This is a genomic window from Rhodococcus sp. NPDC047139 (assembly GCF_040643435.1).
Classification (GTDB): domain Bacteria; phylum Actinomycetota; class Actinomycetes; order Mycobacteriales; family Mycobacteriaceae; genus Rhodococcus.
Map to the genome: position 1 here is coordinate 19,369 of NZ_JBEYUH010000016.1, position 22,691 is coordinate 42,059.

Below are 22,691 nucleotides of genomic sequence, written 5' to 3' on the forward strand. Positions count from 1 at the left end.
CACAATGGACGGTCGAGAGGGATGGTGAACGAAGACAGATGAGTGACGAGCAGACCTTCTACGACGCGGTCGGCGGCGCCGAGACGTTCCGTCGGCTGACGGCGCGATTCTACGAAGAGGTGGCACGGGACGAGATCGTCCGGCCCCTGTATCCCGAGGAGGATCTGGGTCCGGCCGAGCGGCGCATGCGGATGTTCCTGGAGCAGTACTGGGGTGGTCCGCGTACCTACTCCGAGGAGCGTGGGCACCCCCGCTTGCGCATGCGTCACCATCCTTTCCGGATCGGACCGCTCGAACGCGATGCCTGGTTGCGCTGCATGCACACCGCGATCGCGTCGATCGACGAGGCGACGCTGGACGACGAGCACCGTCGCCAACTGCTCGGCTACATGAACATGGCCGCCGACTCGATGATGAACTCCCCCATCTGACGGCGCGACGGCACCGGAGGGGCGCCCGGCCGCACGCGGCCGGGCGATCAGCGGTTCAGCACCGACCGCAGGCGATCCTCGACCCGCTGGACGAAGCGCGTCGCGGGCGACAGGTTGCGGCGCAGGATCGCGTGTTTGCGCACGTACTCGGGTACCTCCCACAGCGAGGTGGTCCCGGCGCGGAAGAGCGCCGCGTCCCCGGCCCGCAGCATGCGGGGTTCGGTGTCTGCCGACGAAACGATCACCGAGCCGTCCACGATGTGGACGATCTCGTCGACACCGAAATGCCAGTCGAATCGACCGGCAGTGCAGTCCCATACGTGAGTGGTGGTGGACCGGTCGGCGCTGGTCGACCACTGTCCACTGCGCGCGAGCGGGGTTCCCTCACGGATCCACGCCGGATCGATCGGATCTTCGCGCAGCTCCACGTCGTCCAGTCGTACCGCGACGATCGATGTCGTGTTCATGCCGTTCGTCCTATCATGCGGCAGGGCGGCAGGGGAACGTGCGTGCGTCGTTCACCGGGTCCGTCGACCGGCGGTCTGTCACGATGGCTGACGTGTCCCAGCCTGCATCGCCCCCCGGCCGCCCCGGCCCGTCGCCGTGGTGGCGGAGCGCCGTCTTCTACCAGGTCTATCCCCGATCCTTCATGGACTCGAACGGTGACGGAATCGGCGATCTCGCGGGTGTCCACAGCCGTCTCGGCTATCTCGAACTCCTCGGGGTCGACGCGATCTGGCTCAACCCCGTGATGCGCTCGCCGATGGCCGATCACGGCTACGACGTATCCGATCCCCGGGACATCGACCCACTCTTCGGCGACGCGGCCGACTTCGACGCACTGGTCGAAGCGGCACACGCACGCGACATCCGCGTCGTGATGGATCTCGTACCGAACCACGTCAGCACCGAGCATCCCTGGTTCCGGGAAGCGCTGCGCGCCGGTCCCGGAAGCCGCGCTCGGCAGCGCTTCCATTTCCGGGACGGACGCGGCCCGGACGGCGGCGAGCCGCCGAACAACTGGCCGAGCCTTTTCGGGGGTCCCGCCTGGACCCGCATCACCGAACCCGACGGCACGCCCGGCCAGTGGTATCTGCACGTATTCGCGCGCGAGCAGGCCGACCTGAACTGGGACGACGAGGACGTCGCCGACGACCTCGAAAAGACCCTGCGGTTCTGGCTCGACTGCGGCGTCGACGGGTTCCGCATCGATGTCGCCCACGGCATGGCGAAGCCGCCGGATCTTCCCGACCACGAGGCATGGGAGACCAACGAACTGCTCGGGCACTCCCCCTCCGACCCGCGCTTCAACAACCCCGAGGTCCACGACATCCACCGCCGGATCCGCCGGGTGCTCGACGCATACCCCGATGCAGTGGCGATCGGCGAGATCTGGGTCGACAACCACGAATTGTTCGCGGAGTACCTGCGCCCGGACGAACTCCACCTCGCGTTCGATTTCCACCTGACACTCGCCGGCTGGGACGCCGATGCAGTGCGGGTCGCGATCGAGAAGGGCCTCGCGGCTGTGGCATCAGTGCAGGCTTCGCCCACCTGGACCCTGTCGAACCACGACGTCGACCGCGAGGTCACGCGCTACGGTGGCGGCGCGGTGGGGACGGCGCGAGCCCGCGCGATGATGCTCGTCGCTCTCGCTCTTCCGGGAGCGGTGTTCGTCTACAACGGTGCCGAACTTGGTCTGCCGAACGTCGATCTGCCCGACGACGTGCTGCAGGATCCGGTCTGGGAACGATCCGGGCACACCGAACGTGGACGTGACGGTTGCCGAGTACCGCTGCCCTGGGAGGGAAAGACCCCGCCGTTCGGCTTCACCTCCGCGGCGTCGACGTGGCTCCCGCAACCCCCGGAATGGTCGGCACTCACCGTCGAGAAGCAACTCGAGGACGTCGATTCGACGCTCTCGCTCTACCGACGTGCGATCGAACTCCGAAGCGAGCAAAAGGAATTCGCAGGAGACGAAGTCGGCTGGTACGGCAGCCCGCCCGGCTGTCTCGCGTTCCGCCGCACCGGCGGTCTCACCTGTGTCCTCAACGCGGGCGACCGGCCGGTCGAATTGCCGGAGGGCACGTTACTACTCGCGAGCACGCCACTCACCGGACGACAGTTGACCCCCGATGCCGCAGCGTGGCTGATCTGACAGCTGCCGACCCGACGACCGGGGTCCGGCACGTGCTCCCCACGCAGCCCTCGAGACCACCGCCCCGGCCCCCTACGAGGGGACCGGGGCGGTCGAGCTACGCGCAATCTCGTCGCGCAGATCGGTCAGAGATCGAACTCTGCGGGGTCGATACCGACGGCATGAGCGGCACTCCGAACAACTGCCTTCTCGTCGTCGTCGAAGAATCCGTCGGCACCTCCGATGATGATGCCGATCTGGATGACCGCGCGCGCTTGATCCTGCCGTGTTCTCAGCTTCGCGATCGTGGCGGTGGCCTCGACCTTGCCGAAGTCGAAGTCGGATTCGAATTTGCTGCAGTACCAGTCGAACTTCTCACGAAGCTCGTCCGGCGGGAACACCGAGAGGATGTCGTTGCTCATGATGAGCGCAGCAGTCTTCCGGCGCTCGCTGGGATCGATGCTTCCGTCGGCCGCCGCGATCAGCGCGCACATAGCCATGCTGGCGTTGGCGAACTCCTTGTTGCGGAACTGATCCGTCTTCGTCTTGAGCTGCGCGCTCAGCTCGGTGGTCTTGGCCTTGAGCTGGTCCCAGAATGCCATCGTCGCCCTTCGGATCGAGTGTCGTAGGTTGTGCACTGTCACTGTGTCACGCGAGGACGGTTGCGCTTCTTCCAGGTCGGAGGTTGCGTGATGTCGCTCGTTCGCGGCGCGCCCTAATGCACGACGCTCAGACCGAGTCCGCCACCCCGCCGCAGATAGACCGAGCCGTACCGCGCGTCCAGACGTGTCCACGTCGCCGCGGCGCGGACTCTGACCACCTCGGCCGGGTCGATACCGGCCGAGTCGACGGTGTCGCGACCGGCACCCGGCACGAAACCCATTGCACCGAGCGCGAAGACCATGCGCATCGGCACCCCCACCGTGGTTCCGGCGCCACTCACCTCGAGAACCTCCTGGGCGAGCAGCGAGGCCGGTGGTCCCTGTGCCCCGTGCTCGCGGGTCAGCGCGACTCCTCGCTGCGCGAGGTCGACGAGGACACGCGCCGGCACGTCGTCGACGTGGACGTATCCATCGTGCGGCGGCAACGCTCCTCGCCACAGCGAGTCCATCGCCCAGCCCGGGTCGACCTCGGTCCGGGTTTGCGCACCGGCGAGGAGGGCGCCGCGCAGCGCGTCGGCGGCCACACACGTGTCGGCCGGGGTGATGCTTCCGCGGACGACACGTCCGGCCAGCACCTCGAAACCGGTACGGGTCCACACACCGAGCAAGCCGTCCCCGTGTCGGCGCAACCGCACCACTGCGGCCTCGTCTAGACGCGCAGCCCTGCCCAGGAAGGCGGCGAGATCGACGCAGTCGTCCGTTGTGGCGAGGCGCAGGCGCCTCTCTGTGTAGCCGGCCCCGTCGTCAGTCACGACGCCACTGCTGCAGGTACGTGCGCTCGTCCTCGGTGAGCCGGCGCAAGCGCTGGGTTTCGATGTCGAACGCCGCGATCTGCGTGGAGGCGACCACCGCCGGCGCCGAGTCCGTCGGCGCGCCGTTCGGACGCACCTCGTAACCGATCGTGAAGTCGACCGCCCGCACCTTCTCCGTCCACATCAGCACGTCGAGCGGACCGTCGTCGTGACGCAACTGCCCGCGATAGCGAACATGGAGATCCGCGATGACGGCCCCTTCACGTAGGTCGCGGGTCGGGCGGCCGTCGGCGAACAACCACGGGATCCGTGCTTCTTCGAGGAGAGTGACCATACGCGCGTGGTTGATGTGCTGGAAGACGTCCATATCGGACCACCGCACCATCACCTCGGTGTGGAAACCGAACTGTTCGCCCGCACCGCTCACTCGTTACCTCCGATCGGGTGCGCCGGTGCGCACCATGCCCCTGATCTGTCGTGCCGCCACCGAGAGGGTGGCGAGGTCCAGACTTCCAGACGCAAAGATCTCCTCGAGCGCCGCCCTCGCGCGCACGAGCTTGGATCCGTTGGACGACTCCCAGTCCTCGAGCATCTCCTCGGTCGACTCCCCCGGTTCGGCGCCGGCAAGCACATCGAGGACGAGCGAACGCAGCGAGCCGTACAGATCGTCACGCAGCGCCAGTCTCGCCAGCGAATGCCAGCGGTCGCCCCGTTCGAGACCCGAGACCGCTGTGAGCAGGCGGTCGACGCCGAGATGTGCGTCGAGGGCGTAGTAGAGCTCCGCGACCTCGGTCTCGGCACGTTGGGTGATATCGGCGATGTCGACGACGTCGAGCAGCGGGAACTGGTCGAGGAGCCGGAAGACGTTGCCCGTCAGCTCCTCCGGAGCACCTCGATCGAGCAGCGGTCGGGTTCGCCGGTCGAAATCCTCGACGTGATGCCCGCGCATCCACTGCGCCACCTGTGGGGCGAGGCGAGCGAAACCGTCACGGTAGCGGCTGATCTCGGCGCCCACCGCGAGAGGCTGAGGACGGGTGGAAAGGAGGCGACGTGAGGCCCGGTCGAGGACCCGGCGGGATTCGAGCACCAGATCGTCCTCGAGGTGGACGGGCAGCCCCGCCACGCGAATCGCCTCCCAGAGATCGGGTAGACCGAAGATGGTGGTGACGGCGGCGTACGCCCGGATGGCGTCGGTCGCCGACGCACCCGTTTCCTCGGCCAGACGGTATACATAGGTGGGTCCACCGTTGTCCACGGTCGTGTTGGACAGCAGCGTCGCGACGATCTGCCGGCGCAGCGGGTGCGCCCTGATCCCGGATCGGAACCGATCACGCAGAGCCTGCGGGAAATAGGCGGGCAGAGCGGCGGCGAAGGTTTCGCTGTCGGGCAGGTCGGTGGCGAGCAGGTCGTCCACGAGTGCGAGTTTGACGTGGGCGAGGACCTGCGCCAACTCCGGCGAAGTCAGCCCCTCACCTGCGGCTGCGCGCCGGTCGAATTCGGCGTCGTCGGGTAGCGCTTCGAGGTCACGATCGAGTTCCCGATCGAGTTCGAGGGCCGCGATCAGTCGGCGGTGCACCCCGAGCATGGCCGGCGCGACGGTCCGCTCGAGGCCCAGCACCGCGTTCTGGTCGATGTTGTCGGCGAGGACGAGTGCGGCTACGTCGTCCGTCATCGAGGCGAGCAGCGGGTTGCGGTCCTGCTCCGCGAGTTCACCGGCGGTGACCATGGCGTCGAGAAGGATCTTGATGTTGACCTCGTGGTCGGAACTGTCGACGCCGGCGGAGTTGTCGATCGCGTCGGTGTTGATCTTCCCACCTGCACGGGCGAACTCGATGCGCCCTCGCTGTGTGACCCCGAGATTGCCGCCTTCGCCGACCACCCGCGCCCGCAATTCGTCTCCGTTGATGCGCACCCCGTCGTTGCCCTTGTCCCCCACCTCTTCGTCCGTTTCGGTCGACGCTTTGACGTAGGTGCCGACCCCGCCGTTCCACAGCAGGTCGACCGGGGCACGCAGAATTGCGCGGATCAGTTCGGGTGGTGGCAGTTCGGTGATGTCGTCGGGCAGGTCGAGGGCGGACCGCACCTGAGGACTGACGGGCACGGATTTGCTCGTCCGCTCCCATACTCCACCTCCCTCGGACACGAGATCAGCGGAGTAATCGTTCCACGAGGACCGAGGAAGCTCGAACAGTCGGCGACGCTCCTCGAACGAACGCTCGGGATCGGGATCGGGATCGAGGAAGATGTGCCGGTGGTCGAAGGCCGCGACGAGCTTGATGTGCCTGCTGAGCAGCATGCCGTTGCCGAAGACGTCTCCGCTCATGTCGCCGATACCGACGACCGTGAAATCGTCGTTCTGCGTGTCGGATCCCAGTTCGCGGAAGTGCCGCCGGACGCTCTCCCACGCGCCGCGCGCGGTGATACCCATCTCCTTGTGGTCGTAACCTGCGGACCCACCCGACGCGAACGCGTCGCCGAGCCAATAGTTATATTCCGCAGCAACGGAATTCGCAAGATCCGAGAAAGTCGCGGTGCCCTTGTCCGCAGCCACCACCAGATACGGATCGTCGCCGTCGTGACGCACGACCCGCGGTGGCGGTAGCGCCTCGTTGCGGGCAGCGTCGAGATTGTCCGTGATGTCGAGCAGACCGGCGATGAAGCTGCGGTAACAACGTTCGCCGCGCTCGCGGACGGCGCGGCGGTCCGTCTCGGGGTCGCCGGTCGGGCGCGGAGCGTGCTTGACGACGAACCCGCCCTTGGCGCCGACCGGCACGATGACCGCGTTCTTCACGGCCTGCGCCTTGACCAGGCCGAGCACCTCGGTGCGGAAGTCCTCCCGGCGATCCGACCAGCGCAGACCACCACGGGCGACGGGACCGAACCGCATGTGGACGCCCTCGACATCGGGCGCGTAGACGAACACCTCGAAAGCCGTTCGTGGCTCGGGTAGTTCGGCGATTCTTCTCGGATCGAACTTGAGCGACAGCACCCGGCCGTCCGGCTTCTCGTCTCCGATCCCGCCCCGCACGTGAAAGTTGGTACGCAGCGTGGCCCTGACGAGGGAGAACAGCCCTCGCAGAATCCGATCGGTGGCCAAGGCCGTGACCTCGGCGATCGCGGCGGTGAGTTCGTCGACGATCTCGCTCTCGCGCTCGGCGGATGCCGTGTCCGGATCGAACCTCACCTCGAAGAGTTCGACGAGCAGGGCCGTCGTCCGCGGAGCACCGAGCAGCACACCTGCGATGTTGTACTGGCTGTAGGGAAAGTCCGTCTGTCGCAGATACTTCGAGTATGCACGGAGCAGCACGACCTGCCGCCAGGTCAACCCGGCACGCAGTACCAGCTGATTGAATCGGTCCGTCTCCACCGCTCCCCGCCATGCCACGGTGAAGGCTTCGGTCAGGCGCCGCGCCAGCGTCGGGTCGGTCCCGAAGATGTCCGGCTCAACATCTTCGGGCAGGCACAGTCCGAAATCGTATATCCAGCAGTCGATTCCGTCCGATCTCGGCAATCGGTAGGGTCGCTCGTCGACGACCTCGACACCGAGGCTCTGCAGGACGGGGAGGATCCGGCCGAGCGTGACCGTCTCGTCTGCCGCGTAGAGGGTGAAGCGCAACGACAGCGGATCACCGGCATCCGGCCGGTACAGGTGCGTATCGAGATCGCCCGAATCGAGCGCTTCCAGACGCCGCAGGTCCGACAGGGCGCGCTCGGAACCGAAGTCCTCCTTGTAGGCCTCGGGCACGACATCTGCATAACGCTGGACCAGCATCGGGTCGAGATCTCCGGCGGCGGAAGCCGCTTCGGCGAGACGATCGGCCCAGTTGCGCGTCACCTCGGCGAGCAGGTCCTGGATCCGCTGACGGTTGCCCTCCGAGGTGTCGACCTCCCGCCGTGCACGTCCGGAGAAGCGGATCGTCACATGGAGCAACGCGAGGTCGCGTTCGGAGACGCGAGCGGTGTAGTCGAGCACTCCCCCGCCGAACTCTCGAAGCAGGATGTCCTGGATCGCGATACGCACCTTTGTCGTGTACCGGTCGCGCGGCAGGTAGACCAGGCACGAGATGTACCGGCCGTAGGTGTCGACGCGGACGAACAATCGAACCTGCCTGCGGATGTCCACCACTGCGGTGACGGTCTCGTAGAGGGTGTCGGTGCTCATCGAGAACAGTTCGGCGCGGGGCACTGTCTGCATGATCTCGAGCATCGCCTGCCCGCTGTAGGACGACAGGTCGACCCGCGCCCGCGCGACGACCTCTTGCACCCGGCGCGACACCAGGGGTATGCCGAGGATGTTCTCGTGCAGCGCCGTCACGGTGAGCACACCGAGGAAACGATCCTCACCGACGACCGCACCGTGCGTGTCGAACCGGGCGACGCTCACGAAGTACGGATATACGGACCGGTGCACCGTGGCGGGCAGCGCACCCTGGGTGAGCACGAGAAGTGGGCGACGGCCGGAGCCGACCTCACCGGGCAGGTCGAGGGGATCGCCGACCGTCGCGTCGGTCCGGAGAACTCCTCTGCCGCTGCCGGGAAGGGGCATGGCGTGGACCTTGTCGCCACCGGGTTCGGTGACGAAGTCGTAGCGCCGGTAGCCGAGCAGGGTGAAGTGCCCGCCGCTGAACCAGCGCAGCAGGTCGGCGGTCTCGGCGAGTTCACCGGCGGTGTACTGCGAGGGGGGATCGGCGGAGAGCGCGTCGAGAGCATCGGCGAGCTCACGCTGCAGAGCGTGCATCTCCTCCGAGTCCGAGGCCACCTGCCGTACGTCGGACAGGACGCGTCGCAACCCCTGCTCGATCTCGTCCACCGTCTCGTCGTCGATCGGCCCGCGTAGTTGAATGTGCATCCACGACTCGGGGGAACCGTCGGAGATGCTCTCCCCCTCGTCGGCGAGAGACGCGAGTTCGCCCTCGGCGGTTCGGCGCGCCGGCAGGACGGGATGGATGACTGCTCCCACCGCCACGCCCAGTCGCGAGAGCAATGCCAGCACGGATTCGACCAGCAGCGGCATGTCGTCCGTCACGATCTGGACGGCGGCACCGAGTGGTTCGGTGCGATGCACACCGAGGACGGCGGTGCCCGGGACGCGGCGACGGCCGACCCCCACGTGCTCCAGCGCGGCCGCGGCGGGGTCGGTCACGGATTCTCCGGAACGCTCGTAGATCCGCTCGAGGATGATCTCGGGAGAGACCCCATTGTCTGTCGAATTTTTCTGTCCCACAGCCGGATCGACCATCGATACCCCTCCTGCTCTGGGGGCGGATACACCGCGCGCCGCGGACGGACTCATGATCGAGCCTATCCGCGGCGCGCAGTCGAGGGGTCGGAACCGGAGACTCAGCCGGGCGTCAGGGCACGGTAGTTGTCGAGTACTTCGCGTTCCTTGTCGCTCAGCCGACGAGCGGTATCGTTCGCGGGGTCGAAGCCCACGAGCACTGCGTCACCGAAGGCACACACCGAGCCGTGACGGTCGGCGATCGTGTGCCGGATCGTGAAGGATGTCGTACCCACATGCAGGACCGAGACCTCGATCCGGAGTGGCGCCGACGAATCCTTGATCGGCCGCAGGAACTCGGCTTCCATCTTCCGGACCGCGACCGCAGTGCGGGACGGCAGGTGGTCGCGGAAGAACTTGATCCGAGCTTCCTGCATGTACTCGACGACCTTGGCGTTGTTGACGTGCCCGAGCCGATCCGAGTCGCCCCAACGCACCTCCACCGAGCAGGTGAAGGCCCGCTGGTCGCCGGGCTCAGTCACGCGTGAGCTTCCGGTGCGTGACGCGGTGCGGGCGTGCCGCATCGGCCCCGAGGCGCTCGACCTTGTTGGCCTCGTAGGCCTCGAAGTTGCCCTCGAACCAGAACCACTTTCCTTCTTCCACGTTGCCCTCCCACGCCAGGATGTGGGTACAGGTGCGGTCGAGGAACCAGCGGTCGTGCGAGATCACGACGGCGCAACCCGGGAACTTCTGCAGCGCGTTCTCGAGCGAGGACAGGGTCTCGACGTCGAGGTCGTTGGTCGGCTCGTCCAGCAGGATCAGGTTGCCACCCTCCTTGAGGGTCAACGCGAGGTTGAGGCGGTTGCGCTCACCGCCGGAGAGCACACCGGCAGGCTTCTGCTGGTCCGGCCCCTTGAAACCGAACGCGCTCACGTAGGCACGCGAGGGCATCTCGTTCTGTCCGACCTCGATGAAGTCGAGTCCGTCGGAGACCACCTCGAAGACCGTCTTGCTCGGGTCGATGTTCGCGCGGTTCTGGTCGACATAGCTCAGTTTGACGGTCTCGCCGACCTTGACGGTGCCGCTGTCCGGCTGCTCGAGCCCGACGATCGTCTTGAACAGGGTGGTCTTACCCACACCGTTGGGACCGATGACACCGACGATGCCGTTGCGCGGCAGCGTGAACGACAGGTCCTTGATCAGGACGCGGCCGTCGAAACCCTTGTCGAGGTGCTCGACCTCGACGACGACATTGCCCAGACGCGGCGGCGTCGGGATCTGGATCTCCTCGAAATCGAGCTTGCGGTACTTCTCGGCCTCGGCAGCCATTTCCTCGTACCGGGCCAGACGCGCCTTGTTCTTCGTCTGCCGGGCCTTGGCGCCGGAGCGGACCCATTCGAGTTCCTCACGGAGCCGCTTCTGCAGCTTCTGGTCCTTCTTGCCCTGCACCTCGAGGCGCTCGGCCTTCTTCTCCAGGTAGGTGGAGTAGTTGCCCTCGTAGGGGTGCAGCTTGCCGCGGTCGACCTCGCAGATCCACTGCGCAACGTGGTCGAGGAAGTACCGATCGTGGGTGACGGCCAGCACGGCGCCCGGGTACGAAGCGAGGAACTGCTCGAGCCACAACACCGACTCGGCGTCGAGATGGTTGGTCGGCTCGTCGAGGAGCAGCAGGTCGGGCTTGCTCAGCAGCAGCTTGCACAGCGCGACACGGCGACGCTCACCACCGGACAGGTGGGTGACGGGCTCGTCCGGCGGAGGGCAGCGGAGCGCGTCCATGGCCTGCTCGAGCTGAGAATCGAGATCCCACGCGTTGGCGTGATCGAGCTCCTCCTGGAGCTTGCCCATCTCCTCCATCAGCTCGTCGGAGTAGTCGGTGGCCATGAGTTCGGCGATCTCGTTGAACCGGTCGAGCTTGACCTTGATCTCGCCGAGGCCCTCCTCGACATTCTCCCTGACCGTCTTCTCCTCGTTGAGGGGCGGCTCCTGCTGGAGGATGCCGACGGTGGCCTCCGGATCGAGGAAGGCCTCACCGTTGCTGGGCTGGTCCAACCCGGCCATGATCTTGAGAATCGACGACTTGCCCGCGCCGTTGGGTCCGACGACGCCGATCTTGGCGCCGTGGTAGAAGCTCATGGTGACGTCGTCGAGGATGACCTTGTCACCGTGCGCCTTGCGCACCTTCTTCATCGTGTAAATGAACTCCGCCATGACGACCAGCGTATCCGGCGACGGGCGATAACCCACATCGCGCGCGGCGAACCGCCCCCGGGGCGCTCGAGCGGAAGCCGGGTCAGGGCCGGAGCAGGCCGGAGACGAACCCCGTGGTGTCGGGCAGCGACGCGAACATGGTCTCGGAATGGCCTGTCGGATACGTCCGGAACTGCGCGTTCGCTCCACCGGCCCACAGATCTGCGACCAGCTTGAACGCGAGGGGTGCGGGCACTGTGGTGTCACGCAGTCCCTGAGCGAGGAACAACGGCCGGTCGTACCCGCCGGTGGGCACGGCGAGATAGTCGGTGAACGCCGCGCGGAACTTCTCGTCGCTCAGTGGGCGGGCGAGGATCTCGCCGATACCGACTTCGCCGTAGCGGTCGATCAGTTCGTCGTAACACAGCTGTTCGGCAGCGTCGACCACCTGCTGTCCGAGCTCGGTGAGATACGCGTCGACGTCGACTCCGGGGTCGGCATCGCGCAGGCCCGCGAAGATGTAGGCGGCGAAAGCGGTGAGCCCTTCGAGACCGAGATCCGGAAAGCCCAGGAATCCCAGCGGAAAAAGGTGTTCGAGGTTGGACGGCGCGCCCGTCGTGAGGGCCCCGCGGAAGTCCAGTTCAGGTGCGCGGGTGGTGGCGACGTGCGCGGTGTGCAGACCCGCGTGCCCTCCTTGCGACTGTCCGATCACCACCCAGCGATCCGACAGGGCAGGCTCGACAGCGCGTCCGGCCCGCACGATGTCGACCGCGCTGTTCGCAGCACTCTGCCCGTCCAGATAGCGGTGCAGTCCCTCCGATCCGAGGCCCGGATAGTCGGGTGCTGCCACCGCGTAGCCCTGCGCGAGCCAGTGCTCGAGATAGGCGGCATCGCGTGGGGTGCGCGGTAACCGCGACGGCGCACACGAGTCGGCGAGACCGACGGTGCCGTGCGCCCACGCGACCACGGGCCACCCGCCTTCCGGTGCTGTGCCCTGAGGGAGGAACAACGCACCGGTCGCTCTCGCGGGAGTGCCGTTGCGCCACTGCGTCGCGTAACTGAGCACCCGGGCGGAGGACGCGCCGGGAAGAGAGAGTTGCCCGTCGATCGTTGCGACCTCGAAGACGGTTCCCGGTGCCGGACGAGCGTCCGCGGCCGGGGGCGACAGGAAGGTGGTCGCCAGCGCCAGCGCGCAGGTGAGCAACAGGGCGGGTACGACGCGCGAGGTCCGGGTCACGCCGTGCACGATACGACGCCGGTCGGTCTTATTGTCCGCATTTGGGTGTTTGCCGGACCATGATTGGGTGGTCCACAGCGCGGGCACCCCGGGAATATGACATCCCCCACATATGGCTCCGCTCGTGCTTCGTCCTCCTCGGCGCGCACCGGCCGCGACATCGCACGGGTAATAACCGTCGCAGTGAGCGCTCCGGTCGCCGTCGTGGTGTCCTTCTTCGGTTCGGGTGCGGCGGGCGGGACACCGGTCGCGGAGGCGGCGGGGGGTGCACTGTCGGCAGATGCCACGGCGGTCGCCCCCGGCGGTCCGGCCTTCACGATCTGGAGTCTGATCTACGCGGGCCTCCTCGCGCTGGCAGTGTGGCAGGCGCTGCCCGCGAACCACACCGACGCGCGTCAGCGCGCCGCGGGCTGGTGGATTGCGGCGTCGATGCTGCTCAATGCCGCGTGGATCACGGCGGTCCAGTTCGATCAGGTCTGGCTGAGCGTCGTGGTGATCGTCGCGTTGCTCGCCGTACTCGTCCGCGTGTTCCTGATCTTCACGCGCGCCCTGCCTTCGAGCCGGCTCGAAGCGGTCGTCGTCGACGGCACGATGTTCGTCTATCTCGGCTGGGTGTCGGTGGCGACCGTCGCCAACACCTCGGCTGCGCTGCGTTACGAGGAGATCGACCCGTTCGGGTGGGGAGCCGACGTGTGGGCGATCATCGTGCTGGCGGTCGTGGCTGCCGTGTCGGTCCTGCTCGCACTCGTCGGCCGCGGACGGCTGGCCGTGACGGGCGCGCTCGTCTGGGGACTGGCATGGATCGCTGTCGCGCGCACGAGTGACGACGGCCTGACATCCACTCCCGCAGCGGTGTCCGCGGTGACCGCAGCGGTCGTCGCAGTGGTGGCCACGGTCGCGGCACGGATCAGCGCCGAGCGGTCACCAGCGCACGCGACGGCAGCCGCCTGACCGTCCGCCCCAGGTCACCGGTCACTTCGCACGTGCCGGATGCACATCTCGTCGTTTCGCGTGGCGGGGCACGACGGGATGTGCACGTCCGCGGCGGCAGTGCGCCTACCGGCCCTCCCGATCACGGCGCGCGAGTTCCGCGAACATCGCGTTGTGGGCCGCGAGGTCGGCATCGTCGTCACGATCGGCTGCTCGGTCGACACGGCGTGCGGTGCGCTTGTCGCTGCGCGACCACTGCACGAGCAGAGCGAGCATCACGAGCACGAGCGGGATCTCACCGGCCGACCACGCGATGCTGCCTCCGACCTTCTGATCGGAGAACAGGTCGTAATTCCACGGCAGACCGAGGCCGCGGTAGTAGCTCTCGGCCATCACCGTCCCCATGCTCATGAGCGTCACGCCGAAGAACGCGTGGAACGGGAGCGAGCCGAAGACCATGGCCAGTTTCGTCACCGGCTGCAGATCGCGCGGTGACGGATCGACACCGATGACGACCCAGTAGAACAGGTACCCGCTCATCAGGAAGTGCAGGTTCATCAGCACGTGGGCGGTATGGCTGTCGATGAACGCGGTGAAGATTCCGCCCAGGTACAGGGCGTAGAAGCCGCCCACGAACATGACCGACGCGACGAGCGGATGGGTGAAGAATCGGGACGGCGGGCTGTGCAGGAACTCGAGGATCCATTCGCGGGGGCCGGGAGGTGCATTGCGTCCGGCGGGCCGGAAGGCCCGCAAAGCGAGTGTCATCGCCCCACCCAGCGCCAGCAGCACAGGCGCGAGCATCGACAGTGCCATGTGGGCACCCATGTGCACGCTGAACATCGCCGGCGAGTACATCCCCACACCGGAACTGGTGGCGACGAACAGCACGAAGCAACCCGAGAACCATGCGATCGACCGGCCGACAGGCCACGAGTCACCGCGCTTGCGCAAGGTCCACAGGCCGACGGCGTAGGCGACGGCGAGCACCAGAGCAGCCGTACCGAAGATCAGATCGAATCGCCACTGCCCGAGGAACAGGCTCGCGAAGGACGGGGGCACGTCGAGCTGGTATCCGAGTTCGACCTCTTGGACGGTCGGTACCGAACTCGGGGCCGGCGGAGGTGTCCGGCCGAGGCCCACCGCCAGGCCGATCGTGGCTGAGAGCACAAACGCTTCGACGGTGGTGAACCGCACCAGGGCGGAACGGCTGGTCGGGTCCGCTTCGAGGGCCGGCAGCGCCCGGCGGCGCTGTGCCCAGCCGAATACACCGAGGACGGTCAGGGCGACGATCTTCGCGAGCAGCAACCTGCCGTAGGTGGTCGTGGTGAGGTCGTCGAACGACACACGGACCGCGGCGTTGATCACGCCGCTGACGGCCATGACGACGAACGCGAGACCGGCCACGAAGGAGAATCGCCGGGCGGCGAGGTCGGTGTACTCCCCTCGTCGCAGCGAGTGGACGAGCAGAGCGAACAGGCCACCCGCCCAGACGGACGCCGCGACGAGATGGAGTACGAGGCTGTTGGTGGCCATGTCGTGTGAACCACCCGACGACGAGTGCCCGGTCAGTGCGATCGGCATGAGAGCCACGATCGAGAGCAGCAACAGATAGGGCGTCCAGGACCAGCGCACCGCCAGGCGGATCAGCAGGGCCGCGATCAGGGCCAGCACCGTCGTCCAGGCCCAGGCCAGCGAGACCTCCACCTGGCCGAGCGCCGAGAAGAGATTCTCCGGGCGGATCGCCTCGCTCAGCGGGCTGCCGGACGTGTCCGACAAGGTCAGCGGCACCATCAGTGCAGCGCTGACCGCCCACACCGTCGCCGCAACCCCGGCCGTCCGGACGGCACGATAACCGCCGACGTCGAGCACACCGTTGCGCTGCGGAGGCACGAGGAAGGCCGCGAAGAACAGCGACCCGACGGTGATGACGGTTGCGACCTCGGAGATCGCGCGGACCGCGGGCAGCCCGTAGGTCGTGAGCGGACCGGGGTCCGGAATACCGAGCAACACCAGAGCCTGCGCAGCGGACAGGCCGACCACGAGCGCGGCGACTATCGCTGCGAGAAGACCGAAGAGGATCAACAGTGCCGACGGATTTCCCCTCGCAGGGGCGGGCGCCGGAGGCAGCGCGGCGGGCGCGAGCTCGGATGTTGCCATGCCTACCAGGGTAGGACCTCCATGCCATCACCTACGACACGGCGTCGGAGTCCGTCGCCGCCACCGCCGGCAGGTGGCAACCCCGAAGCGTGGATCGACGCGGCCGAACGGACGATCCGGACCGTCCGCCATTTCTCCCCACGGCGGGCGGGCCGTGACGTCGCCCTCGTCGGGAGCCTGTGACGCCGCGAACGGATAACGTGGAAGCACCAGCCGATCCGGCGGACGCGACGGGAGCAGCACGCACATCCATGAACGTGATCAACGAATTCATCATCGGACAGGCCGCTGCTCTGTGGGTCTACCCCCTGCTCTTCGCCGTGTGCATCCTCGACGGCTTCTTCCCACCCGTCCCCAGCGAGACCATCCTTGTCACGCTGTCGTCCCTCTCGGGCTCGACCGGCCGGCCTTATCTGTGGCTCGTCATAATTCTCGCGGCGCTCGGCGCGATCATCGGTGACAACATCGCCTACACGATCGGACGGAAGGTCGGCACGGAGAGGTTCCGGTGGATGCGGCGACCGAAGGCGCGTGCAGCCTTCGCGTGGGCGCGGCGCGGACTGGACAAGCGGGGTGCCGCTGTCATCCTCACAGCCCGCTACATCCCGATCGGCCGTATCGCCGTGAACATGACCGCCGGCGCGACCCGCTATCCGCGGCAGAAGTTCGTCCCGCTCACGATCCTCGGCGGTACGACCTGGGCGCTGTACTCGGCGATGGTAGGGCGCCTGGTCGGGGGATGGTTCGAATCGCAGCCCCTGTTGGGCGCCGCAGTGTCCATTTGTGTTGCGGTGGTCCTGGGCATCGGAATCGACCACATCCTCCAGCGGTTCAAGACCGGGCAGGTGGACGTTCCTCGCGCCGAGTCGAGCGCCGACGACGATCGCGGTACAGCGCTCGAGCGGTGAGCCATCGACGGAGAGGGTGCGTGCAGCCCCGCTGCGGCACCCGCTAAGATTCTGGCCGCGCCTCCGTAGCTCAGCTGGATAGAGCAAGAGCCTTCTAATCTCTAGGTCGCAGGTTCGAGTCCTGCCGGGGGCACATTCGATCCGTCGGCCGTCCTGCTCACCACGAAGCTGGACATCCTAACCTCTCCGAGGGCGATCCGCCCGATTCACACGCCGGTCCAGCCGTGTGTTTCTCATCCCAACTCGCCCTCACGGTTAACACCTGCTAAGCACCACGCCCTATAGTCCTGTACGTAAAACCCGTGTTACGGAATCCTCACAGAGTCAGGTAGGTGGGCGTGTCGACTTCGGACCGCATCGAAGAGATCTACGAGCAGGTCAAGGCCCGCAACGCAGGTGAGCCCGAATTCCATCAGGCTGCGGCCGAAGTGTTCGAGTCTCTCCATGTGGTGCTCGATCGGCACCCCGGTTACTTCGAGTCCGGGCTCATCGAGCGCCTCTGCGAGCCCGAGCGGCAGATCATCTTCCGGGTTCCGTGGATCGACGACAACGGAAACGTGCATGTGAACCGCGGCTTCCGCGTGCAGTACAACAGCGTGCTCGGCCCCTACAAGGGTGGTCTGCGGTTCCATCCGAGCGTGAACCTCGGCATCGTCAAGTTCCTCGGCTTCGAGCAGATCTTCAAGAACGCCCTCACCGGCCTGCCCATCGGTGGCGGCAAGGGTGGCTCCGACTTCGACCCCAAGGGTCGCTCCGAGCAGGAGATCATGCGCTTCTGCCAGTCGTTCATGACCGAATTGCACCGGCACATCGGCGAGTACACCGACGTCCCCGCTGGTGACATCGGCGTCGGCGGCCGCGAGATCGGCTATCTGTTCGGCCAGTACAAGCGCCTCACCAACTCCTACGAGTCCGGCGTCCTCACCGGCAAGGGCCTGACCTGGGGTGGTTCGCAGGTCCGTAAGGAGGCCACCGGTTACGGCGCGGCCTACTTCGTCAACGAGATGGCCAAGACCGCGGGCACCACGCTCGACGGCCGTACCGCGGTCGTATCGGGTTCCGGCAACGTGGCGATCTACGCGATCGAGAAGATCCACCAGCTCGGCGGCACCGTGATCGCGTGCTCCGACTCCTCCGGCTACATCGTCGACCGCAAGGGCCTCGACGTCGACCTGCTCAAGGAGATCAAGGAGGTCCGCCGCGGACGCATCTCCGAGTACATCGACGAGCGCGGCGATGCCGAGTTCTTCCCTGGCGGCAACATCTGGAACGTGCCGTGCGACATCGCACTGCCGTGTGCCACGCAGAACGAGCTCGACGACGAATCGGCGAAGACGCTCGTCAACAACGGCGTGAAGTTCGTCGCCGAGGGCGCCAACATGCCCACGACTCCGGGCGGCATCAACATCTTCCGTGACGCCGGCGTGGCCTTCGCTCCCGGCAAGGCCGCCAACGCCGGTGGTGTGGCGACCTCCGCACTCGAGATGCAGCAGAACGCCTCGCGCGACTCGTGGCACTTCGACTACACCGACGAACGCCTCGCCGGGATCATGGCCGACATCCACGGTCGCTGCATCGACACCGCTGCCGAATACGGCAAGCCCGGCGACTACGTCCACGGCGCCAACATCGCCGGCTTCGTGAAGGTCGCCGACGCGATGTTCGCACTCGGCGTCATCTGACGAACGACGCTCCACACGAAGGGCGGGTACCGGCGAATCCGGTACCCGCCCTTCGTGTTTCGAATGACGTCCACACTTTCCGGACGTGCCGACGGCGCCCTACCGGACGACCTCACGCCGGTCGTCGGCCAGCCGCCGCGTGCGTCCGGCTCTGTCGAGTCTGTCGAGCAGCGGAAGGACGACCCGCCGAGTCGTCCCCAACCGCTCACGCGCCGCGCTGGTCGTGAAGGGTTGTTCCAACTCCCGCAACCGTGCGACGGCTGTATCGGCGGCGTCGGGAAGCAGCACTATTCCCGGACCCACCCGCCACAGCCGACCGCTGCGCTCGGCTGCTCCCAGCGCCCGCTCGTCGAGGCCGAGTTCGCGGAGGCGGTCGGCGGTCGGTGCGGCGAAGGGAGCTGCCAGCAGGTCGCTGCGAACCATCTCGACGGCCTTCCGGACCTTGCTCGGCAAGGCATCGGCGCCGGGAGCGATCACCCGGCCTCCGACCACCGTCAGGGGTGGCCGCACCAACGCCCGGACCAGATCGGGGGTGGGAAGTCGCAGCTGCGCGGACAGAACGCTCAACGGGGCGGCCGGATCCAGCGGATGCGCCCGCGCATGCTCCTGCACGAGTGCCGGCAACCTGTCGGCGACGGCCCGCGCGAAAGCGGGCGCGACGAGCCACGGCCCGACGACCAGGTGATCGCCCTCCTCGCGAGGGATGCCCAGTTGTCGCAGACGTTCCTGATGCAGGAGTCCGCGACGACGGAGTTCGTCGGCCAGGCGCGGCGTGCCGTCGGCGCCGGCGAGTTGCAGAGCACGGCGGGCCGCGGCGCCGCGGCGGCGAAGGCGTGGGGGATCCGGATCGAGGACGTCGGCGCGCCAGATCATCCGGCGGCCGGGGTCGCGCAGCAGGATGCGATCGCCGATCCGGAGAGGCAGCGGCCTGTCGAGGGTGAGCCTGACGAGATCGTCGCCGAGCGGACGGCAGCGGACGCCGACGTCCGCGGCCCCGACATGCAGCACGGGCGCGAGAGGGGGCCGGTCGTCCCCCGTGATCCGTATGTCCACGACGGTGGTGTGATGCCATGCGCCGGGTGTCACAAGCGCACTGCCCCGGGCTACATCGTCGACGCGGCCCGTGAGGTTGAGAGCGACCCGGGCCACGCCGCGCACTGCCGCCCGGTCGTGGCCGAGTGCCTGGATGCCGCGCACCCGCAGCGGTGTGTCGCCGAGGGCAAGGGTGTCGCCGACACGGACCGTTCCGGCGGGAAGTGTCCCGGTGACCACCGTCCCGGTGCCGCGCACAGTGAATCGGCGGTCCACCCAGAGACGGACGTCGGCCTCCGGGTCCGGTGCCGGTAGTGCGGCGACCATCGTGGCCATAGCCGCGCGGAGGTCGTCGAGCCCCGTTCCGGTGTGGGCGCTCACGGCAATGACGGGAGCCCCCGCCAGACTGGAGCGGGCGACCTCCGCCGCGGCCCGCGCAGCAGCCGGGCCCGGATCGGCGAGGTCGGCGCGGGTGATCGCCACGACCGCGTGCCGTACGCCCAGCGCATCGAGAGCGGCCAGATGTTCGGCCGCCTGCGGCATCCACGGGTCGTCGGCAGCAACGACGAACAGGACGGCCGGGACGGGCCCTATCCCGGCGAGCATCGTGGTCAGGAAGCGTTCGTGGCCGGGCACGTCGACGAAGGCGACCTCTCCGACCTCCGGCCAGGTAGTCCAGCAGTAGCCGAGTTCGATGGTCAGTCCGCGTCGCCGTTCCTCGGCGAGCCGATCGGGATTGGTACCGGTGAGCGCTTCGACCAGCGTCGACTTGCCGTGATCGACGTGCCCGGCTGTCGCGACGACGTGCATCAGCGTTCTTCGCTGCGGGCGACGCGCACCACGGCGTCGATCAGATCGTCGTCCTCTTCGGGGTCGACCGCGAGCAGGTCGAGGAGCAATCGTCCGCGCTCGACCCGTCCGACGACCGGAAGCTCGCCGAGACGCAACGGACCGGCGAGACGGTCGGGCAGCGAGATCGCGACGCTGGGCAGGATCACGTCGGGAGCACCGCCGCCGCCGACGACGCCGCCCGAGTCGACCACCACGGGTTCCAGGACGGGAGGGAGAGCCGCGCAGATCGCCCGCGCTCGGACACGGAGATCCTCCGGGCGGACGGCCAAGGCTGCCGTCACCGGCGGCATCGGTCCGGTCAGGGTCGCTTCGAGCGCCGCCAGGGTCAGTTTGTCGACGCGCAGTGCACGAGCGAAGGGGTCACGGCGCAGTCGCTCCACCAGGCCGGCTTCACCGAGCAGCAGGCCTGCCTGCGGCCCTCCGAGCAGTTTGTCACCCGAGGCGGTCACCAGGTCGGCGCCGGCGCGCAGTGCCGTGGTCGCATCGGGTTCGTTCGGCAGCCGAGGATGAGGGCTCAGCAGTCCCGACCCGATGTCCACCACCACGGGAACACCCAATTCCTTCAGCTCCCGCACCGACACCGACGACGTGAAGCCGCTGACCGTGAAGTTCGAGGGGTGCACCTTGAGAACGAAGGCGGTGTCGTCGCCGATCGCCGCGGCATAGTCGCTCGGGCGGACCCGGTTGGTGGTGCCGACCTCCCGCAGCCGCGCCCCCACCGATTCGAGCAGCTCAGGTATCCGGAAGCCGTCGCCGATCTCGACCAGCTCTCCACGTGCGATCACCACCGAGCGGCCGCCGCGGGCGAGCACCCGGGTGACCAGTGCGAGCGCGGCTGCGCCGTTGTTGACGACGTGGACGGCGCCGGCATCGGGCACCCGGGCGGCGAGGGCTTCGAGAGCGCCGCGTCCTCGCCGGCCGCGTCGGCCCGTCGCCAGGTCGAGTTCGACATCCGTAGCACCGGCCGCCGTAGTCACGGCGTCGACCGCCGCGCGTGAGAGTGGGGCGCGGCCGAGATTGGTGTGCACCACCACACCTGTCGCGTTGACGACGCGGCGCATGGTGGTCGCCCGCATCGGCAACGATGCGACCGCGACGTCGACGACGGCTGCCGGCTCGATCTCGCCGTCGCGGCACCGCTGCTGTGCCGCGACCACCGCCTGTTTGACTAGGCCGGCGCCGAGCCGGCCTGTGGCCTCGCGCAGGCGCGGATCGGCCAGGACCTGGTCGGTCCGGGGAACTTCCCGCCTCGGATCCGGCACGCGCCTCCTCATCCCACGGACCACGGAAAACTTGGCGGAGGCGGACGGGAATCGAACCCGCCTGACCCAGCTACTGGGCCACAACGGTTTTGAAGACCGCGACCGTCACCAGACGAGAACCACCTCCGCGCTCACCTTAACCCGAAGCCGGGCCGGTTCTGCGCCACGGCCGTATGTTGACGTACATGACCGCACATCTCGACCTCCCCGAAGGCGCATACCGGCTCACCCAGTACGCCGCCGGCGGTGGCTGCGCCTGCAAGGTTCCGCCCGGCGAGCTCGAACGCGTGCTCGGCGGTCTGCAGAGCGGCCGCGCCTCGGGCGACCTGCTGGTCGGTGTGGAGAACGGTGACGACGGCGCGGCGGTCCGGATCGAGCCCGGCCCCGACGGGAGGGGCCGGGCGGTGATCGTGACCGCCGACTTCTTCACGCCGGTCGTCGACGACCCCTACGACTGGGGACGGATCGCCGCGACCAATGCCATGTCCGATGTCTACGCGATGGGCGGCACCCCACTGGTCGCCGTCAACCTGCTCGGCTGGCCGCGCGAGATCATCCCCTTCGAACTGGCGGCCGAGGTCATGCGTGGTGGCGCCGACGCGTGTGCCGAGGCCGGCGCCCATCTCGCCGGCGGTCACAGCATCGACGACCGCGAGCCGAAGTACGGGCTCGCGGTCACCGGGCAGGGCGACCCGGATCGCCTGCTGCGCAACGACGCTGCCGAACCCGGCCTGCCACTCACCCTCACCAAACCCCTCGGCCTGGGCATCCTCAACAACCGCCACAAGGCCACCGGCGAGCGCTTCGAGGAGGCTGTCGCGGTGATGACCACCCTCAACCGCGACGCCGCGCAACTCGCCCACGCCGCCGGGGTCCGTGCGGCCACCGACGTGACCGGGTTCGGCCTGCTCGGCCACCTCATGAAGATGATGCGCGCGAGTGGCACCACCGCCGTGCTCGACGCCGCGAGCGTGCCGTACGTCGCCGGGGCACGGGAGTCGCTCGCGGACGGTTTCGTGCCGGGCGGGAGCCGCCGGAACCTCGAGTGGGTGCGCAACGAGGTGGACTCCGCACTGGGCGAGGACGAACTGCTCCTGCTCGCCGACGCCCAGACCTCCGGCGGCCTCCTGGTCGTCGGGGAGCTGCCGGGGCACCCGGTGATCGGGGAGGTCGTCCCGGGCGGTGCGCACGCTGTACGGGTGCGCTGAGCTCACTGCCCAGGAGACATTCCGGCCGACCTG

General features: G+C 67.7%; 17 protein-coding genes and 2 tRNA genes. 7 read left to right on the forward strand and 12 right to left on the reverse strand.

The genetic code is table 11. The features are described from left to right. Positions 1-38: 38 nt before the first annotated feature. Complete coding sequence (locus tag ABZ789_RS18455) at positions 39-431, forward strand: globin (RefSeq protein WP_358426599.1); 393 nt, start codon at positions 39-41, stop codon at positions 429-431. A 47-nt stretch (positions 432-478) separates the two neighbouring features. On the opposite strand, the gene ABZ789_RS18460 is transcribed toward ABZ789_RS18455, so the two are convergent. Next, positions 479-898, reverse strand: coding sequence for a cupin domain-containing protein (locus ABZ789_RS18460; RefSeq protein ID WP_358426602.1), 420 nt, complete (start codon positions 896-898; stop codon positions 479-481). 92 nt (positions 899-990) lie between these two features. Between ABZ789_RS18460 and ABZ789_RS18465 the strand changes: the two genes are divergently transcribed. Continuing rightward, positions 991-2,589: a glycoside hydrolase family 13 protein gene (locus ABZ789_RS18465; RefSeq protein WP_358426605.1), complete on the forward strand. Its 1,599-nt coding sequence runs from the start codon at positions 991-993 to the stop codon at positions 2,587-2,589. Positions 2,590-2,714: 125 nt separating this feature from the next. Here the strand turns inward: ABZ789_RS18465 and ABZ789_RS18470 are convergent, their stop codons facing one another. The 7 genes from ABZ789_RS18470 to ABZ789_RS18500 all read right to left on the reverse strand — a co-directional run bounded on the left by ABZ789_RS18470 (position 2,715) and on the right by ABZ789_RS18500 (position 12,624). Further along, entirely contained in the window at positions 2,715-3,170 is a 456-nt protein-coding gene (locus ABZ789_RS18470; protein WP_358426608.1) for a TerB family tellurite resistance protein, read from the reverse strand. A 113-nt stretch (positions 3,171-3,283) separates the two neighbouring features. Continuing rightward, the gene (locus ABZ789_RS18475; RefSeq protein WP_358426810.1) at positions 3,284-3,946 is read right to left on the reverse strand and encodes a hypothetical protein; all 663 of its coding nucleotides are present in this window, start codon (positions 3,944-3,946) and stop codon (positions 3,284-3,286) included. Positions 3,947-3,974: 28 nt separating this feature from the next. Next, on the reverse strand, positions 3,975-4,409 hold the full coding sequence (locus ABZ789_RS18480) for a thioesterase family protein (protein ID WP_358426611.1): 435 nt from the start codon (positions 4,407-4,409) through the stop codon (positions 3,975-3,977). 3 nt (positions 4,410-4,412) lie between these two features. Then, positions 4,413-9,221: an NAD-glutamate dehydrogenase gene (locus ABZ789_RS18485; RefSeq protein WP_358426614.1), complete on the reverse strand. Its 4,809-nt coding sequence runs from the start codon at positions 9,219-9,221 to the stop codon at positions 4,413-4,415. 101 nt (positions 9,222-9,322) lie between these two features. Continuing rightward, entirely contained in the window at positions 9,323-9,742 is a 420-nt protein-coding gene (locus tag ABZ789_RS18490) for an acyl-CoA thioesterase (RefSeq protein ID WP_358426616.1), read from the reverse strand. Next, on the reverse strand, positions 9,735-11,408 hold the full coding sequence (gene ettA / locus ABZ789_RS18495) for an energy-dependent translational throttle protein EttA (RefSeq protein ID WP_358426619.1): 1,674 nt from the start codon (positions 11,406-11,408) through the stop codon (positions 9,735-9,737). Before ettA ends, ABZ789_RS18490 begins: the two co-directional genes overlap by 8 nt. Positions 11,409-11,490: 82 nt before the next feature. After that, on the reverse strand, positions 11,491-12,624 hold the full coding sequence (locus ABZ789_RS18500; RefSeq protein ID WP_358426622.1) for a lipase family protein: 1,134 nt from the start codon (positions 12,622-12,624) through the stop codon (positions 11,491-11,493). A 96-nt stretch (positions 12,625-12,720) separates the two neighbouring features. Between ABZ789_RS18500 and ABZ789_RS18505 the strand changes: the two genes are divergently transcribed. After that, positions 12,721-13,575, forward strand: coding sequence for a tryptophan-rich sensory protein (locus ABZ789_RS18505; protein ID WP_358426625.1), 855 nt, complete (start codon positions 12,721-12,723; stop codon positions 13,573-13,575). 105 nt (positions 13,576-13,680) lie between these two features. On the opposite strand, the gene ABZ789_RS18510 is transcribed toward ABZ789_RS18505, so the two are convergent. Beyond that, a complete protein-coding gene (locus tag ABZ789_RS18510; protein ID WP_358426628.1) occupies positions 13,681-15,714 on the reverse strand; it encodes a cytochrome c oxidase assembly protein in 2,034 nt (677 codons plus the stop codon). Between the two features lie 200 nt (positions 15,715-15,914). Between ABZ789_RS18510 and ABZ789_RS18515 the strand changes: the two genes are divergently transcribed. From ABZ789_RS18515 to gdhA, 3 genes are all read left to right on the forward strand, one after another. Then, entirely contained in the window at positions 15,915-16,622 is a 708-nt protein-coding gene (locus ABZ789_RS18515; protein ID WP_358426631.1) for a DedA family protein, read from the forward strand. A gap of 59 nt (positions 16,623-16,681) precedes the next feature. After that, positions 16,682-16,755: transfer RNA gene (locus ABZ789_RS18520), tRNA-Arg, on the forward strand. A 205-nt stretch (positions 16,756-16,960) separates the two neighbouring features. Continuing rightward, positions 16,961-18,304, forward strand: coding sequence for an NADP-specific glutamate dehydrogenase (gdhA, locus tag ABZ789_RS18525; protein ID WP_358426634.1), 1,344 nt, complete (start codon positions 16,961-16,963; stop codon positions 18,302-18,304). A gap of 99 nt (positions 18,305-18,403) precedes the next feature. Here gdhA and selB read toward each other — a convergent pair whose 3' ends face one another. The 3 genes from selB to ABZ789_RS18540 form a co-directional block, all read right to left on the reverse strand. Then, on the reverse strand, positions 18,404-20,146 hold the full coding sequence (gene selB / locus ABZ789_RS18530) for a selenocysteine-specific translation elongation factor (protein WP_358426637.1): 1,743 nt from the start codon (positions 20,144-20,146) through the stop codon (positions 18,404-18,406). Further along, on the reverse strand, positions 20,146-21,450 hold the full coding sequence (selA, locus tag ABZ789_RS18535) for an L-seryl-tRNA(Sec) selenium transferase (protein ID WP_358426640.1): 1,305 nt from the start codon (positions 21,448-21,450) through the stop codon (positions 20,146-20,148). The genes selB and selA overlap by 1 nt, the downstream gene beginning before the upstream one ends. A 32-nt stretch (positions 21,451-21,482) precedes the next feature. Beyond that, a tRNA-Sec gene (locus ABZ789_RS18540) sits at positions 21,483-21,577 on the reverse strand. A 58-nt stretch (positions 21,578-21,635) separates the two neighbouring features. On the opposite strand from ABZ789_RS18540, the gene selD reads away from it, so the two are divergent. Beyond that, complete coding sequence (selD, locus tag ABZ789_RS18545; RefSeq protein ID WP_358426643.1) at positions 21,636-22,658, forward strand: selenide, water dikinase SelD; 1,023 nt, start codon at positions 21,636-21,638, stop codon at positions 22,656-22,658. The last annotated feature ends 33 nt before the right edge of the window (positions 22,659-22,691 follow it).

Bases quoted from the DNA above. Each gene is read 5' to 3' on its own strand.
- ABZ789_RS18460 (WP_358426602.1), bottom strand. From the start codon at position 898: ATGAACACGACATCGATCGTCGCGGTACGACTGGACGACGTGGAGCTG.
- ABZ789_RS18505 (WP_358426625.1), top strand. From the start codon at position 12,721: ATGACATCCCCCACATATGGCTCCGCTCGTGCTTCGTCCTCCTCGGCG.
- ettA (WP_358426619.1), bottom strand. From the start codon at position 11,408: ATGGCGGAGTTCATTTACACGATGAAGAAGGTGCGCAAGGCGCACGGT.
- ABZ789_RS18470 (WP_358426608.1), bottom strand. From the start codon at position 3,170: ATGGCATTCTGGGACCAGCTCAAGGCCAAGACCACCGAGCTGAGCGCG.
- selB (WP_358426637.1), bottom strand. From the start codon at position 20,146: ATGCACGTCGTCGCGACAGCCGGGCACGTCGATCACGGCAAGTCGACG.
- ABZ789_RS18510 (WP_358426628.1), bottom strand. From the start codon at position 15,714: ATGGCAACATCCGAGCTCGCGCCCGCCGCGCTGCCTCCGGCGCCCGCC.
- ABZ789_RS18455 (WP_358426599.1), top strand. From the start codon at position 39: ATGAGTGACGAGCAGACCTTCTACGACGCGGTCGGCGGCGCCGAGACG.
- ABZ789_RS18485 (WP_358426614.1), bottom strand. From the start codon at position 9,221: ATGGTCGATCCGGCTGTGGGACAGAAAAATTCGACAGACAATGGGGTC.
- selD (WP_358426643.1), top strand. From the start codon at position 21,636: ATGACCGCACATCTCGACCTCCCCGAAGGCGCATACCGGCTCACCCAG.